General features: G+C 58.3%; 13 protein-coding genes. 6 read left to right on the top strand and 7 right to left on the bottom strand.

The genetic code is table 11. The features are described from left to right. Window positions 1-20: 20 nt before the first annotated feature. From BST95_RS15810 to BST95_RS15830, 6 genes are read right to left on the bottom strand one after another with little or no spacing between them, the layout of a single operon-like run. Window positions 21-1,382, bottom strand: a complete 1,362-nt coding sequence (locus BST95_RS15810) for a DUF3604 domain-containing protein (RefSeq protein ID WP_240500212.1) — start codon at window positions 1,380-1,382, stop codon at window positions 21-23. After that, window positions 1,319-1,882 carry a DUF3604 domain-containing protein gene (locus BST95_RS20685; protein WP_240500213.1) on the bottom strand — a complete coding sequence of 188 codons (564 nt, stop codon included), beginning with the start codon at window positions 1,880-1,882 and terminating at the stop codon, window positions 1,319-1,321. Before BST95_RS20685 ends, BST95_RS15810 begins: the two co-directional genes overlap by 64 nt. A 49-nt stretch (window positions 1,883-1,931) precedes the next feature. Beyond that, window positions 1,932-2,720, bottom strand: a complete 789-nt coding sequence (locus BST95_RS15815; RefSeq protein WP_084200484.1) for an enoyl-CoA hydratase/isomerase family protein — start codon at window positions 2,718-2,720, stop codon at window positions 1,932-1,934. A 33-nt stretch (window positions 2,721-2,753) separates the two neighbouring features. Next, window positions 2,754-3,863: a CaiB/BaiF CoA transferase family protein gene (locus BST95_RS15820; RefSeq protein ID WP_338073387.1), complete on the bottom strand. Its 1,110-nt coding sequence runs from the start codon at window positions 3,861-3,863 to the stop codon at window positions 2,754-2,756. Window positions 3,864-3,873: 10 nt separating this feature from the next. Further along, on the bottom strand, window positions 3,874-4,647 hold the full coding sequence (locus BST95_RS15825) for an SDR family NAD(P)-dependent oxidoreductase (RefSeq protein WP_084200485.1): 774 nt from the start codon (window positions 4,645-4,647) through the stop codon (window positions 3,874-3,876). Window positions 4,648-4,676: 29 nt separating this feature from the next. Next, window positions 4,677-5,852 carry an acyl-CoA dehydrogenase family protein gene (locus tag BST95_RS15830; RefSeq protein ID WP_066048507.1) on the bottom strand — a complete coding sequence of 392 codons (1,176 nt, stop codon included), beginning with the start codon at window positions 5,850-5,852 and terminating at the stop codon, window positions 4,677-4,679. A 125-nt stretch (window positions 5,853-5,977) separates the two neighbouring features. Here BST95_RS15830 and BST95_RS15835 point away from each other — a divergent pair, with 125 nt between their 5' ends. The 3 genes from BST95_RS15835 to BST95_RS15845 all read left to right on the top strand — a co-directional run bounded on the left by BST95_RS15835 (window position 5,978) and on the right by BST95_RS15845 (window position 11,035). Then, complete coding sequence (locus tag BST95_RS15835) at window positions 5,978-7,156, top strand: GGDEF domain-containing protein (protein WP_084200486.1); 1,179 nt, start codon at window positions 5,978-5,980, stop codon at window positions 7,154-7,156. Window positions 7,157-7,159: 3 nt separating this feature from the next. Beyond that, a complete protein-coding gene (locus BST95_RS15840) occupies window positions 7,160-8,167 on the top strand; it encodes an AraC family transcriptional regulator (protein WP_066048514.1) in 1,008 nt (335 codons plus the stop codon). A gap of 63 nt (window positions 8,168-8,230) precedes the next feature. After that, window positions 8,231-11,035: a DUF748 domain-containing protein gene (locus BST95_RS15845; protein ID WP_084200487.1), complete on the top strand. Its 2,805-nt coding sequence runs from the start codon at window positions 8,231-8,233 to the stop codon at window positions 11,033-11,035. Window position 11,036: 1 nt separating this feature from the next. Here BST95_RS15845 and BST95_RS15850 read toward each other — a convergent pair whose 3' ends face one another. Beyond that, window positions 11,037-11,552, bottom strand: a complete 516-nt coding sequence (locus tag BST95_RS15850; RefSeq protein ID WP_084200488.1) for a SprT family zinc-dependent metalloprotease — start codon at window positions 11,550-11,552, stop codon at window positions 11,037-11,039. Between the two features lie 166 nt (window positions 11,553-11,718). On the opposite strand from BST95_RS15850, the gene BST95_RS15855 reads away from it, so the two are divergent. The 3 genes from BST95_RS15855 to BST95_RS15865 are packed head-to-tail and all read left to right on the top strand — an operon-like array spanning window position 11,719 to window position 14,780. Further along, window positions 11,719-12,738, top strand: coding sequence for a phosphotransferase (locus tag BST95_RS15855; RefSeq protein ID WP_084200489.1), 1,020 nt, complete (start codon window positions 11,719-11,721; stop codon window positions 12,736-12,738). Between the two features lie 24 nt (window positions 12,739-12,762). Further along, a complete protein-coding gene (locus BST95_RS15860; RefSeq protein WP_066048523.1) occupies window positions 12,763-13,533 on the top strand; it encodes a crotonase/enoyl-CoA hydratase family protein in 771 nt (256 codons plus the stop codon). Window positions 13,534-13,544: 11 nt separating this feature from the next. Continuing rightward, a complete protein-coding gene (locus BST95_RS15865; RefSeq protein ID WP_084200490.1) occupies window positions 13,545-14,780 on the top strand; it encodes an acetyl-CoA C-acetyltransferase in 1,236 nt (411 codons plus the stop codon). Window positions 14,781-14,787 lie beyond the last annotated feature (7 nt).

Below are 14,787 nucleotides of genomic sequence, written 5' to 3' on the forward strand. Positions count from 1 at the left end.
GTCTATTGCCAGGAGGCAAACTATTGTGGGCGATACCAGATCGGTGATGTATAGGCCCGGTCCTGCACAGTGGCGGGCACCTCTGCCGGTAACGGCTCACCCATGGCAACAGCGTCATACAACGAATGTCGCGGCGTGGGAATTTCCAGCACGCGGGCGTAGTAAAACGCATGCTGCTCGGCATTGAAATCCGGGTCCTGCCAGCGCGCCTGCAAACGGGCGGCGCCTATCGTATTGGCATAGGAGGCATTGTCGATATTCACGGTGCTGCCCACGCCTGGCAGATCGCCGTTCTCGTCCGGGACGCGCTCACCGGACCATACAACGTCAAACACCTGCTCATAGCTTGTACCGTCCTCGTCAACCCATCCCTTGACGATCTGCACCCGGTCGAGGTTGGCGCCATCGGCCTCCTTCTCAGCGATCAGCAGAAACTCCGGTGCGGTATCACCGCGAGCTGCAAGCTCCCCGCCCATGGGCACGCCACCGGCAGCGGCTTCCGCGTAGAATTCGGCGCTGTCGAGAATGCCTTCGCCATATTCGTAGCCGGCGAAGAATCGCACACCAATGCGAGGGCCACTGGTGGCGTAAACCTCGCGCCGCTTGAGCGCGCGCATAATCGCCTCGCGAGTGTTTTCTTCTGCCCACACTGCCGCAAGCCCCGCCGCGGCCATATCCCAGCCCACCGGCGTGCGACGATCGCCAAGATCGACCAGGCCCTGCTTGGATTCGGGCGTGCTGTCGGCGGCAAACTTGCCGTGAAAATTGTCTTCCTCGGCTCCTGCCAGGCCTGAATGAGCGTCTGACGAGCCGATCAAGCCGAACTGGAACGGGTTGTCTCCCAGCGCCTGCTGAACTTCCAGCCCGGCGCGCAGCCCCGAGCGCACGTAGTCACCCGGCGCGACTACATAGGGCGTCTCGTCCTGTTGAATATAAAAATCAAACGTCTCAAAGTCGGCGAACTCATCATCGGGCGACAACGTCGGATGGGTTTCCGAATCGCCTTTGATCTGGGTCACTTCAGTAACGGTTTCCCACTTGGCCCGCAAAGCGATGTACTCCGGGGAAAAGTCCTCACCGCGCAGGGTACGCTTGTCGAACATATACCCCTTGGAGATATTGGAGTTGTGGGGAATGGCAATGAAATCAGCCTGGGTGCTCGCACTGGCTTTTTCCAGCCACGCCCACAGGTCCTCCGGGAAAGGGGAATTCAGGAAACTGAAGGGCTGGTATTGTTGCGCTGTCTCTGCGCCGGAGTCAGTAATGACGATGCGGTGCATATTGACGCCACCGGCGTTGGAGCTCCACTCCCAACCAATCAGCGCCGTAAACTCACCCGGCTCGTTCGCCGCATCTGCCGCATTGGTAATTTCCTGCCACACGGAGCGCTCCACGTCGGGCATAGGAGGCAGCCCCCCATGGGCATACCCTCCTCGATAATGCGCTCACCGGCGATCTTTGGATCCTCAGCCACGGGCAGGCGAGAACCAAACACTAGTGGCCCATACTTGGTTTCGATACCAAAGGTAATCACTGCTGAAGAGAACCAGGCTGCCAGCGTCTCAAACACCCCGAGCCCCTCTGTAGGCACACCGTTCTCGTAGATGTAGCGAACAGTGCCAAGGTATTCGGCGTGATCTGAGACCACCAGAAAATCCAGTGGCTCGCCGATCTGCACACGTGCCCGGTGATAGGGGTGCACCACCGGTTCACCCTTGGCATAGCGATAGGCCTCGGCGGGGCCAATGGTGCGGTTGCCAATCGTAATCGCATCAAACGAGTTATTGGTGTGGAGGTGTGTGTCGCCCCAGAGCAACTGTTTATCGGCAGCAGAAACAGACGTGGCCGCCAACAAGGCAGCCACTGTAAACAATCCACGCATAGTAGGCTCTCTTATGTTTATATCCGGCCTAGGATAACGAATTTTGCCCTTAACGTCCTTTCCAGATAGGCGCGCGCTTCTCGAGAAAAGCCAGCGTACCTTCTTTGGCATCTTCACTTTCCAGGCAGAGGTACTGCAGGTCCGCCTCACGGGAAATCGTGTGGCCAAGATCCTGCTCGCTGGCCTCGATCACGGCCTGTTTAGCATGTCGCAACGACAGCGGCGCTTTCGCGGCTAGCTCCTCAGCCCATGCAAGCGTGCTTGGCATAAGCTCATCCCTGGGTACCACGCGGTTACAAAGCCCCCACTCGAGACATTTCTCGGCACCCAGCTTTTCGCCGGTAGCGATAATTTCATAGGCGCGTTTACGACCGATCGTTCTCACCAGGTGCCAGGTTGCGCCGCCATCGGGCACCAGGCTAATGGCCGTAAAGGCTTGATAAATGTAGGCGTTGTCCGCCATTACCGTCAGGTCGCAGACCATGGCGAAGGCACTGGAGACACCGGCAGCTGGCCCCTGGACTGCACTGATCCAGGGCTTGGGTGCACGATATATTTCCAGCATGACCGGCTTGTACTCCAGGTTAAGCTGATCATCCACACGCCAGGTAGGATCATTCATGGGCAACTCAGTCAGGTCTGCCCCCGCACCAAAGCCGCGACCCGCACCCGCCAACACGACCACGCGAATACTGTCGTCATTGTTCACTTCACGTGCCGCCAGCAAAATATCCCGGCGCTGTGCCGCATTAAAGGAGTTCAGCGCATCAGGGCGATTAAAGCTGACAATTGCCACACCGTCTCGGCGTTCAATGGTTACCGCTTCGTAGTTACTCATCGTCCCGTCCTCAGCTGATAGCGCCGTTGGTTCTCAGGGCCTGCACTTCCTCTTCCCCAAAACCCATGGCGCCCAGTACATCGGCGGTATCCGCGCCGGCGGCGGAACCGCCATTGCGCACTTCAGAAGGTGTGCGGGAAAAACGGGGGCCGGTGCCGGCTGGGTCACGCCATCAACATCGATGTAGGTTTGCCGGGCCACGTTGGCCGGATGCGTGGGCGCATCGACAAAATTGAGCACCGGTGCAAAGCACACGTCAGTACCTTCCATCAGCTCACACCACTCGGCCTGGGTTTTGGTTTTGAATATCTCTTCCAGACGAACCTTCAGGTCGGGCCAGAGCGCGGGGTTGTTCTGGTCACCGAACTCCTCTTCGGATAATTCCATCTTCTCTTTCAGCAGCGCATAAAATTGCGGCTCAATGGATCCTATAGACACGTATTCGCCGTCGGCACATTCGTAGGTATCGTAGAAGTGAGCGCCGCCGTCGAGCAGGTTGGATTCGCGCGCCTTTTCGTTCCACATACCCATGGCCTGAAAGCCATGGAACATCCACATCAACTGTGCGGCACCATCGACCATGGCTGCATCGATCACCTGCCCCTTCCCGGAGTTGGCTGTTTCAAGCAGCGCGGCGAGAATGCCGTTGACAAGCAGCATGCCACCACCGCCCATATCGCCCACCAAGTTGAGAGGCGCAACCGGCTTCTCATCCTTGCGGCCCATTGCATAGAGTGCCCCGGTGATTGAGATGTAGTTAATGTCATGCCCGGCCGCCTGGGCCAGCGGCCCCTCCTGCCCCCAACCGGTCATGCGGGCGAAGATAATCTTGGGATTGCGCTCCAGACAGACATCGGGACCAATGCCCAACTTCTCACACACGCCCGGGCGCATGGGGTCGATAATCACATCGGCATTCTCGACCATGCGCAGCAACGTTTCGATGCCTTCCGGATCTTTCAGATTAACTGCCACCGACTTTTTGCCGCGGCTGCTAACATCCTTCATCTGCAATCCGGGAGGGGTACCGGCGCGATCAATCCTGATCACCTCGGCCCCCATATCGGCGAGAATCATGCCGCCCATGGGCGCGGGACCAATGCCCGCCAGTTCCAATACGGTATAGCCGTTTAAAGGTCCCATAATGTGCTCCTTAGCGTGGCTGCATGCGAATGGCGCCATCGAGGCGGATGCACTCCGCGTTCAGGTAATCGTTCTCGGCGATAAACACTGACAGGTGCGCGATCTCAGCAGGCTTGCCCAGGCGTTGTGGGTAGCACACGGACGCTTCCAGCGACTTGTAGGCCGGCTCTGGCAGCGATTCGAACAGCGGCGTATGAATCAGGCCGGGCACAATGGTGTTCACCCGGATACCGTAGCCGGCAAGGTCACGAGCCATGGGTACGGTCATGCCGATCACGCCGCCCTTGGTGGCGGAGTACGCCACCTGACCCACCTGCCCTTCGTAGCCGGCAACCGACGCGGTATTGATAATGACACCGCGGCCACCGTCATCATTAATCTGCTCATTCCTAGACATCTGCTCGGCCGCGTAGCGGGACACGTTAAAGGTGCCGGTGAGGTTGATTGCAATGACAGGGTCCCATTGCTCAATCGGGAATACGCCTTTTTTGCCATAGGTTTTCGCTGCGCTGCCGATGCCGGCAAAATTATTCACCACATGAATGGCGCCAAACTTCTCTACCACCTCGGCAATGGCGGTGCGCACGTTGTTTTCGTCGGCGACATTGACACTCCAGAACGCCACGTTGTCGGCCCCGAGATTGTCGACAACCGCCTGGGCCCGCTCCGCGTTCAGATCGAAGATTGCCACTTTAGCGCCTTTAGCCACATAAGCCTCAACGGTTCCCTGGCCAAGGCCCGACGCTCCGCCCGTAACAATGGCTACTTTTCCATTCAAATCCATGAAATCTCTCCTCTAAATAAATTCTGGTGTTAAAAATTCCGTGTATTGAAGGGCACGTAATCGTCGCCCAGGCACTCGCGGCCGATGATGAGCTTCATCACTTCAGAGCTGCCTGCATAGATCGTAGAAATTTTGGCGTCGGTGTACTGGCGGCTGATGGGGTACTCATCCATGTAACCGTGACCACCGTGCATTTGCACGCCCAGCTCTGCCATGCGCACCTGCAGTTCACTGGTGTACAACTTGGCCTTGGCAGCGTCTACCGCGGTGAACGAGCCGGCATTGAACGCGCTGACACACTGATCGATATACACCTGTGACATGTCGAGTTCGGTACGCATTTCGGCCAGTTTGAACTGCGTATTCTGGAAGGCTGAGACGGGCTTACCAAACGCCTTGCGCTCTTTGACATAGTCGGCGGTGAGATCCCAGGACAGCTGTGCCGCGGCGAGGTAACCCACGGCGCCCAACAGTCGCTCTTCGGCCAGTCCCATCATCAGGTAGATAAAGCCCTTGCCGGGTTCACCGAGAACATTTTCCTTGGGTACCTTGACGTCGTTGAAGAACAGTTCAGCCGTGTCCTGGCCTTTCATACCCATTTTTTTCAGGTTGCGCCCCCGCTCGAATCCCTCCATGCCACGTTCAACCAGGAACAGCGTCATGTGGTGCGGATTGTTTTCCGGGTCCGTCTTGGCGGCCACCACCACCAGGTCAGCGTTGATGCCGTTGGAAATAAACGTCTTTGAGCCATTGAGCACCCAGTGGTCATCCTGCTCTACGGCATTTGCTCGCATACCCGCCAGGTCAGAACCGGCGTCGGGCTCGGTCATGGCCACGGCAAGAATACACTCGCCGCTGACACACTTGGGCAGGAATCGGGCGCACTGCTCTTCATTGCCAAAGCGCGTCAGGTACGGGCCGACCAGCCGGCTGTGGAGGGTATTAAACCAATCACCCACGCGGGCATAGTTGGTTTCCTCGATGATGATTTGCTCGAAACGGAAGTCGTCGTCGCCCATACCGCCGTAGCGCTCTTCGGGCCAGATCATCAGAAAGCCCTGCTCACCCGCCTTGCGGAACGCCTCGCGATCGACGACACCTGCCTCTCGCCATTCCTCCATATGTGGCACAATCTCAGCCGCCAGAAATTTGCGGTAGGCATCGCGGAACATGTTCTGTTCTTCAGTAAAGTCTCTCGGCAGCATTGGCTTAAACCCCTATAATTCATTGGATGGATCGGCGCACAGTATGGGGAGGGGGCTCAAACGCAACAATGACCACCCCCGACAAAAATATTGACTTAACCTGACAGCGGACTGAGCGGTAACGCATGGAGCAAATCTTCACGGAAAACTGGGCGACAATGCACCTCGGGTTGATCTTCTCCCTGACTCTGGCGCAGATGCTGGTGGTCTATGTGCTGAGCGATTCCTACAGCCCACCACAGGGGCTGGGCCTGTTCACCGTATACTTCATGACAGCACTCATCGGCTGGATTGCCCTCACGCTGCAACAGGGCAGCGACGCCTACCTGAGCATTGATGTGCCCTCGGTCACAGCGATGATCAACAGCTACATCCTGTTTGCCGCCGCCGGTCAGCGCGCGGGCATTTCCCGTGGAAGAGTTGTTTTCGGCGTTGTCTGTGTACTTGCCACACTCAGTATCTTTTTCCTTCCACAGGAACAAATGCTCTTTGTGCACTCTGCGGCAGTGGGCCTGTTTATTGCGGGCACAGGCATCATTTGTACGCTGCGCAGCATTCAAGCCAGAAATGTCGGCGACGCCATCATCGCCTACGCGTCATTACTCACCGTCGTCGGCCTGCCGGTGGCTATGTACTTTGTCGCCGTCGACAACGATATTACGCTCGCCCAGACCGTCATCTTCGGTGTTTACAGCTGGTCCTACGCGTTGGTTACGATCGGCTTTCTGGCCAGCGTACTCATTGAATATCAGCAGCACCTGTCCCATCTGGCGACGGAAGATCCGCTCACGCGACTACTGAATCGACGCGGCATGGAGGATGCATTGAAGATCAGTTTTGCCCACGCCTCGCGGGGGGGACACCAGACCGCGGCGATCGTAGGCGACATCGATCACTTCAAAAAGGTAAACGACAACTTCGGCCACGATACTGGCGACCAGGTCATTCGCTTTGTGGCCAACTGCCTCCAGCAGCTGTGCCGGGCCAGCGATGTGGTGGCACGCACTGGCGGCGAGGAGTTTTTGCTGGTGCTACCGGAGACAGATCTCGATTCCGCCCGTATACTTGCCGAGCGCATTCGCACCACTATTGGCGATCATCCACTGCAGGTCGATGGCCAGCGAATCGCAATTACGATCAGCCTCGGGGTTGCGTGCCACGACGGCGAGATCGACCTCGATCAGTTGATCCAGGAAGCGGACCAGGCTATGTACCTGGCGAAACAGGGCGGACGCAACCAGGTTGCCTCTGTCGTCAATAAACCGGTGCGCATCAGCAGCACCGCGGTAAGGGAACAGGCGTAGAGCGTGCGCGACCTCTCCATTTCAGTGTATTTTGCCCGGGCCGTCCTGAAGAATGCCGTCGCCCAGGGACTGGACCCCATCAGCTTGCTGCGGAAATCGCGTATTTCTCCGCGTCTGTTGCTGGAAGAAGACGCGCTAATCTCCATCGAACGCCACGCTGACCTGCAGGTAAATACCATACTGGCCATGGGCGATGAAGCCCTCGGCTACGCCTCACGGCGCATGCCCATCGGCACCTGGTCGATGATGTGTCACGCGGTGATCAACTGCGAAACCCTGGGTCAAGCCATTTCCCGTTACTGCCGGTTTTTCCAGCTGTTCGAATTTGGCGCCCATCCCTGTCTGCTTATTGAAGGCGATCAGGTGCGAGTGCAGGTCAATATGCACGTGGATGAGGCCGACGCAGAGGCAGCGCCCTATATGACCGAACTGGTGTTGTTTAACGCCCATCGTTTTGCCAGCTGGCTGATTCAGGAGCACCTGCCGATTCAGCATGTAAACCTCCCCTATCCGCCGGCCGCGCGTGAGCGGGACTATCGCGCCATGTTCCTTGGAGCGCCCATGGCCTACGAGCAGGACGTGGCCGAGTTCGTGTTCTCCGCCTCGCTACTGGATCGCCGGGTCACCCAGACCGAACAAAGCCTGCGACGGTTCTTACGCCACCCCGTTCTCATGCTGATGACCGAGTCCTATGCCCAGAGCAGCTGGACCGCCAAGGTACGGGAGCTGGTCCACCACAACCTCGCCGACATGCCCGAACTCAACGACGTGGCCGCCATGCTCGAGGTACATCCCCAGACGCTGCGCCGACGCCTTTCAGCCGAAGGCACGACCTTCAAGGAAATCAAAAGCCAGGTGCGTCGCGATACCGCCCTGCACTTTTTGGGTAAGCAGGGGCTCTCGATTGAAGAGATTGCCCATCGCGCTGGCTTCTCGGAGTCGTCTGCTTTTATCCGGGCCTTCAAAGGCTGGACCGGGGTCACGCCCTACACCTATCGGAAAGGCCTGTAACTGCCGCTAGTCTCCCCGCGGAAATACGCTATATTTAATGTCGATCAAGGGGAGGGAAAACACGTGGTAAGGAAAGCAGCGCGAGTACTGATAAGCATTTACATCGCCTGGATAGCCCTGTCCGTTTTTGTCGTTTTGCCAGCCCTGAACATTGTCCCCGCGTGGTACCTGAAAGAGCACTACGATCGCGATTTCAGCACCGACATCACGCTCTTCAACCCGTTCAATATCAGTCTCGAAATGCACAACGCCACGCTACTGCAGCCGGATGGCAGCGATTTTGCGGCCCTCGATCAGGCCACAGTCAATCTTTCCCTGGCAACCCTGGCCAGCGAGGGCATTGTCTTCGACCGGATAGCCATCGAAGGGCTGGAGATTACGCTGCGCCAGGACAGCCCCGGCGAGTTCAATTTCTCCGACCTGTTAGCCACCGAGGAAACCTCTGATACCGCCGACTCGGATCTGCTGGGCGTCACCATAAGTGAACTGATTTTTACTGCCAAACGCATTACCCTGATCGACAACGCCCGCGAAGAACCTTTCAGTACTCACTATGATGGCCTGGACATTGCTGTTAAGGATTTGTCCACCATCGCAGAGGATGGCAAGCCCTACCAGATCAACGTGACCGCTGAAGCAGGAGGTTCGCTGCGCTGGGAGGGCAACGTCTCGGTACCGCTGGCCCAAAGCGAGGGCTGGCTGGCCATTAACGACCTGAGCCTGGCCGCCGCCTGGCGTTTTGCACGGCCCTGGCTCAACTTTGACCTTATGGATGGTCGCCTCAGCATGGAGGGAAACTACCAGTTGTCCTGGCGGGATGACGTTGCCTTCGAGATTGCTGAGGGTCAGGCACAGCTTCACTCGCTGGCGCTGGTGCCACGCGATACTGCTGCGCTTGCCGACACCTCGATCAATTTGAATCAGCTGGACATTGGCGACGTCAGTGTCGACAGCGGCACAAGCGCCGTCACTATCGGCTCAATCAGCGGCCAGGGTCTGCAGGTTCAGGGCTGGAGTGAGGGCGCCCAGGTGAGCCTCGCGGACATGTTCATCACCTCGTTCCCGGAAGTGGAGGCTTCAGAAAGCGCCGCTGCCGATGAGGCCAACCCATGGCAAGTGACACTCGTGCAGGCAGCCCTGGCAGACAGCGGTATTCAATGGCGCTCGGAATACACCGACCCACCCCAGATGACCATAGCGCCGATCACCGCCAGCACCGGCAACATCCGCTGGCCCTTTGCGGGCAGCTCCCCCGCCAGCCTGGCACTGAAGGTGAATGGCATCGCCAGCATGCAGGTACAGGCGGATCTGGAGCTGGCCTCTGGCGGCGCCAATATCAGATATGAACTGGCTGCGCTGCCACTTACCTGGTTTAACCCCAACCTACCTGCGGCACTCAAGGCCACCATTACCGACGGCCAGCTGGGTGTGAACGGGTCGGTAGAGCTCGAGGAATTCGCGCCGGTTCGCCTGAACCTGGACAGTCAGATCGAACAATTTTCCGGCAAAATAGCCAACGAAGAAGAGGCGATTACCCGCTGGGATAGTGTGCGCCTCAAACAACTGGCCGTTGACCTGCCCAAGCGTCAGGCCAGCCTGCAACAACTCTTTATCCACAAGTACGAGGGGCGCGTGCATATTGCCGAGGATGGCAGTATTAACGCCTCCAAAATCTGGCAGGAAGAAGTGGGCGAACAGGCTGAGGAAATTGCCGAGGAACTGGAACTGGACAAGCCATGGGATTTCAGCGTGCCTGAGATCCTGATCTCCGGCAGTGCCATCGACTTTAAAGATGAATCACTGCCCATCTCCTTCCGCACGGTCATTGGCCAGGTTGACGGCCAGATTCTAAATATCAGCTCAGCACCCGGTGCAGCGGCAGACATTGACATCAGTGGCTCGGTCGACGGCTACGCCCCGGTGAAGCTCGCCGGCAACGCAGAACCCCTGACCTCACCACCCAACCTCGATCTACTGCTGACCTTCGATGGTGTTGACCTGGTGATGATGACGCCCTACTCCGGCACGTACGCCGGCTACGCGATCGAACGTGGCCTGCTCAACCTGAAGCTGCAGTACAAGCTGGTTGACGGACGTATCGAAGGCGACAACCAGGTGCTGGTGGATCAGTTGAAGCTGGGCGAGAAAGTTGACAGCGACAAGGCCGTCGATCTGCCGCTGGAGCTGGCATTGGCGCTGCTCACAGACATTAACGGTGTGATCGATTTACAGGTGCCGGTGGAAGGTGATATCGACGACCCCTCCTTTGCCCTGGGTGGCGTCATCGCCAACGCCTTTTTGAACCTCATCACCAAAGCCGTCACAGCGCCGTTCACCCTACTGGCCAGCCTCGTTGGCAGCGAAGAGGATTTACAGCGGCTGGGTTATGGCGCCGGCAGCAGCGAACTGAATCAGGCCGGCCAGGTCAAACTGGACCAACTGGCAGAAGCGCTGCGCCAGCGCCCCGGGTTAACCCTGGTAGTGTCCGGCGCCATCGACCCAACGGCCGATGCGGAGCGCCTGCAACACCAGATCCTCGTACAGGAACTGGTCAGCGAAGGCTTTGATGTACAGGCCATTGACCGGCGAGACCCTGCAGTGGTGAAAGCAGTCAAGGCACGCTATGTGGCCACTTACGGTGAGCCGCCGGAAGATATGAGCCTGACAGACCAGTATCGACAAGTTCTGAAGAGCATCCCGTTGCCGGCCGATGCGCTGCGCAATCTGGCCATCGCCCGGGCTGCGGCCACCAAAGACTATCTGGTTAACCAGCAAGGCCTGCCAGCGGACCGTGCGGTGGTCGAAGTCACCCAAAATCTCGGTGAGGAAACTGCCTACAGCGGCGTGCTGATGGACCTCGCCAACTGATTCAGCCGGCGTAACGCAAGGGTCCGTTGCAGTAGCGACATAGATACTGGCCAGCGCCCTTGAGCATGCGGTTGTGGCGCGTTGTCGATATCTGGTGATCGCGGCAATCGCAGCGGTAGGGATGGGTGCGCTGGCGGCGCTGGGGAATGTCCTCCAGATCCAGCTTGAATGTCACCTCCGGGTCGGCCCCGAAATAATGCATCAGTGCCTGCCATTCCTGGCCGTGGGGCTTAACCCTGCGCGGGCCATAGACTTCATGAACAATGTAATGCGCCACTTCGTGGGGCACCGTACCGTCCAGGTTCACGTCCCAGTACTTGGCGAAAATCCAGGGGTTGTAACGGATCTCACGCTGGCGACCATCTGCCCGGAACATACCCGCAGTAGTCCCGCGCAAATCAAAGCGCACAGGAATACGGTCGAAGGGGCGCTCCAGCGCCTCCTCGGCCTCAATAATGAAATGCTCGGTGCGCTCCAGCACCTGTTCGCGTCGACTCTGATCAATGGGTTCTATCACGGGGAACTATCATAAAAAACAACGGCTTGAGCTTACCAGAGTCAGACGCGCCAGGCTGTCACCTGTGGTCTATTTTTTTGTCTCACCACGTCATTGGCACCGACCTCGACAAACCACAGACTTTGCCACTGCCTTCATGGCCCACCACACCTGACAAGAGCAAACTATGAGCGCACAAGATCTGGATACCTCCAGGCTGGGGCAATATCTCGCCGATACGATTCCGGGGCTGCAAAGCCCACTGACCGCAGAGAAATTCGCCGGCGGACAATCCAACCCCACCTTTAAACTCACCGCTGGTGACCAGAGCTTCGTACTGCGGCGCAAACCCCCGGGTGAGCTGCTCAAGTCGGCCCACGCGGTCGATCGCGAGTTTCGCGTCATCAGTGCCCTGTACAACACAGACGTGCCCGTGCCGCGCACCTATACCCTGTGCGAGGACGAGTCGGTTATTGGCTCCATGTTCTATGTCATGGAATACCTGGAAGGGCGCATCCTCTGGGATCCCTCCCTGCCCGACGCCAAAAGCAAACAGGAACGCTTTGAAATTTTCGACAGCATGAATGCCACTATGGCCGCCCTGCACAATGTCGACATCGACGAAGTGGGCCTGACCGATTACGGCCGGCCCGGCAATTATTTCGAGCGCCAGGTGAACCGGTGGACCAAGCAATACCGCGCCTCTGAACTCGAGAAAATTCCCGAGATGGACCGCCTGATCGACTATCTCCCGGCCAACATGCCCGAAGACGACGGGCGCCTGGGCCTGGTTCACGGTGACTATCGCCTCGACAACCTTATGTTCCATCCCACCGAGAATCGCACCATTGCATTGCTCGACTGGGAGCTGTCCACTCTGGGCAACCCGCTGGCCGACCTGGCCAACCAGTGTGCGGCCTGGCTGTTACCGGGTATGGGCGGCATCCAGGGGCTGCAGGGCGCGGATCGCGCCGCACTGGGTATTCCCTCGGACGAGGAATATATAGAAATGTACTGCGAGCGCACGGGCCGCAAGAGCATTGAGAACTGGAACTTCTATATCGTGTTCTCACTGTTCCGGCTTGCGGCCATTCTCCAGGGCGTTGCCATGCGCGCTCATCAGGGCAACGCATCCAGCAAGGAAGCGCAGGCCCGTGGCGCCATGGTCAAGCCACTCGCTGAACTCACCGCCTCTCTCATCGATTGATTCACATCTTCAAGGAGCCACATCATGTCTGAAGAACAACCTGTACTCGTAGACGTCACCGACGGTGTCATGACCATTACCCTGAACCGGGGTAAGGCCAAAAACGCGGTTAACAAAGCTATGGCTGAAGGCGTCGCCGCCGCCATGGATGAACTGGACAGCAATGACGATATCCGCGTCGCAATCATTACCGGCGCGGACAATACGTTCTGCGCCGGCATGGACCTCAAGGCTTTTGTCACTGGCGAAATGCCGATGCTCCCCGGTCGCGGTTTTGCCGGCTTTGTCGAAGCCCCACCGAAAAAGCCGCTGATCGCAGCGGTCGAGGGTTTTGCCCTCGCGGGTGGCCTGGAAGTCATGATCGCCTGCGATCTGGTCGTCGTCGCCGACAATGCCAAATTCGGCATTCCCGAAGTCAAACGCGGCCTCGCCGCCGCAGCCGGTGGCCTGGTGCGCCTACCCAAGCAGATTCCGCCGCGCGTGGCCATGGAGATGGCGCTGACCGGTGATTTCATCGATGCAACCAAAGCCGCCGACGTTGGCCTGGTCAACCGCATAGTCCCGGCCGGGTCTGCATTGGAAGGTGCCAAAGAGCTGGCTGCCACCATTGTCGCAAACGGCCCCCTGGCCGTGCGCCTGAGCAAGCAGGTCATCGCCGAATCGGGTGACTGGACCGCCGCTGAAATGTGGGACAAGCAAAACGAAATCGTCATGCCGGTGTTCACCAGCGAAGACGCTATCGAAGGCGCCACTGCATTTGCTGAGAAGCGCGCCCCCAACTGGAAAGGCAAGTAAGGAGCACGACCATGAGTGAAGCCTGGATTATTGACGCATGCCGCACTCCCCGTGGTGTTGGCAAAAAGGGCAAAGGCGCCCTGGCCAATGAACATCCGCAGCACCTCGGCGCCGTGGTTCTGGAAGCATTGCGCGACCGCACCAACCTGAACACTGCCGATGTCGGCGACATTATTTTTGGCACCAGTTCGCAACGGGGCCGTCAATCCGGCGACCTGGCGCGTATGGCAGCCCTGGAAGCCGGCTACGACATTACCTCCTCTGGCGTGACGTTGGATCGCTTCTGCGGCTCGGGTATCACGTCGGTGAATCTCGCGGCTATGAACATCATGTCCGGCAGCGAAGACGTCGTGATTGGCGGCGGCGCTGAAATGATGTCTACCTATGGCGAAGAAGGCGCGATGCCATCCATGTTCATGGACAACGGCAACATGAAATTGCGCGCCCTGCATCCCCAGCCTCACCAGGGCGTATGCGCTGACGCCATCGCCACTATGGAAGGTATTAGTCGAGAAGACCTCGATAACAATGCCTTCCAGAGTCAACAGAAAGCAGCCCGCGCCATTGCCGAGGACCGATTCGCCAAGAGCCTGGTGCCGGTCTATAACATTGACGGTGAACTGGTGCTGGATAAGGAAGAGTTCCCCCGTCCCCAGACAACGCTTGAAGGCCTCGGTGAACTGCAGCCATCCTTTGCACCGGTCGCTGATTACCCGCTGGACGAATCTGGCACTACCTATCGCCAGCTGGTCAACCAGAAGTACCCGGACATCGATATTCAGCACTTCCATCACGCGGGCAATTCCTCCGGCGTGGTCGATGGCGCAGGCGCACTGCTGCTCGCATCGCCGGACTACGCGAAAGCGCAGGACTGGAAGCCCCGGGCCCGCATCGTGGCCATGGCCAACCAGGGCGACTGCCCTACCCTGATGCTGAACGCCCCGGTTCCCGCGGCGAAGCGCGTACTGGCGAAGGCCGGCCTCACCGTGAATGACATCGACGTCTGGGAAATCAATGAAGCTTTCTCTGTCGTTTCCGAGAAGTTTATGCGCGACCTGAATCTGGACCGAGACAAGGTCAATATTAACGGCGGTGCTATGGCGCTGGGGCACCCCATTGGCGCGACGGGCTCTTTGCTGATCAATACCGCGCTGGATGAACTCGAGCGTCAGGGTAAGCAGTTTGGTCTGGTGACCATGTGCGCCGCCGGCGGCATGGCCCCCGCAATCATTATTGAGCGGATCTGATCCGCTC

The organism is Halioglobus japonicus (assembly GCF_001983995.1).
Classification (GTDB): domain Bacteria; phylum Pseudomonadota; class Gammaproteobacteria; order Pseudomonadales; family Halieaceae; genus Halioglobus; species Halioglobus japonicus.

Bases quoted from the DNA above. Each gene is read 5' to 3' on its own strand.
- BST95_RS15825 (WP_084200485.1), bottom strand. From the start codon at position 4,647: ATGGATTTGAATGGAAAAGTAGCCATTGTTACGGGCGGAGCGTCGGGC.
- BST95_RS15830 (WP_066048507.1), bottom strand. From the start codon at position 5,852: ATGCTGCCGAGAGACTTTACTGAAGAACAGAACATGTTCCGCGATGCC.
- BST95_RS15835 (WP_084200486.1), top strand. From the start codon at position 5,978: ATGGAGCAAATCTTCACGGAAAACTGGGCGACAATGCACCTCGGGTTG.
- BST95_RS15865 (WP_084200490.1), top strand. From the start codon at position 13,545: ATGAGTGAAGCCTGGATTATTGACGCATGCCGCACTCCCCGTGGTGTT.
- BST95_RS15815 (WP_084200484.1), bottom strand. From the start codon at position 2,720: ATGAGTAACTACGAAGCGGTAACCATTGAACGCCGAGACGGTGTGGCA.
- BST95_RS15820 (WP_338073387.1), bottom strand. From the start codon at position 3,863: ATGGGACCTTTAAACGGCTATACCGTATTGGAACTGGCGGGCATTGGT.
- BST95_RS15855 (WP_084200489.1), top strand. From the start codon at position 11,719: ATGAGCGCACAAGATCTGGATACCTCCAGGCTGGGGCAATATCTCGCC.
- BST95_RS20685 (WP_240500213.1), bottom strand. From the start codon at position 1,882: ATGCGTGGATTGTTTACAGTGGCTGCCTTGTTGGCGGCCACGTCTGTT.
- BST95_RS15860 (WP_066048523.1), top strand. From the start codon at position 12,763: ATGTCTGAAGAACAACCTGTACTCGTAGACGTCACCGACGGTGTCATG.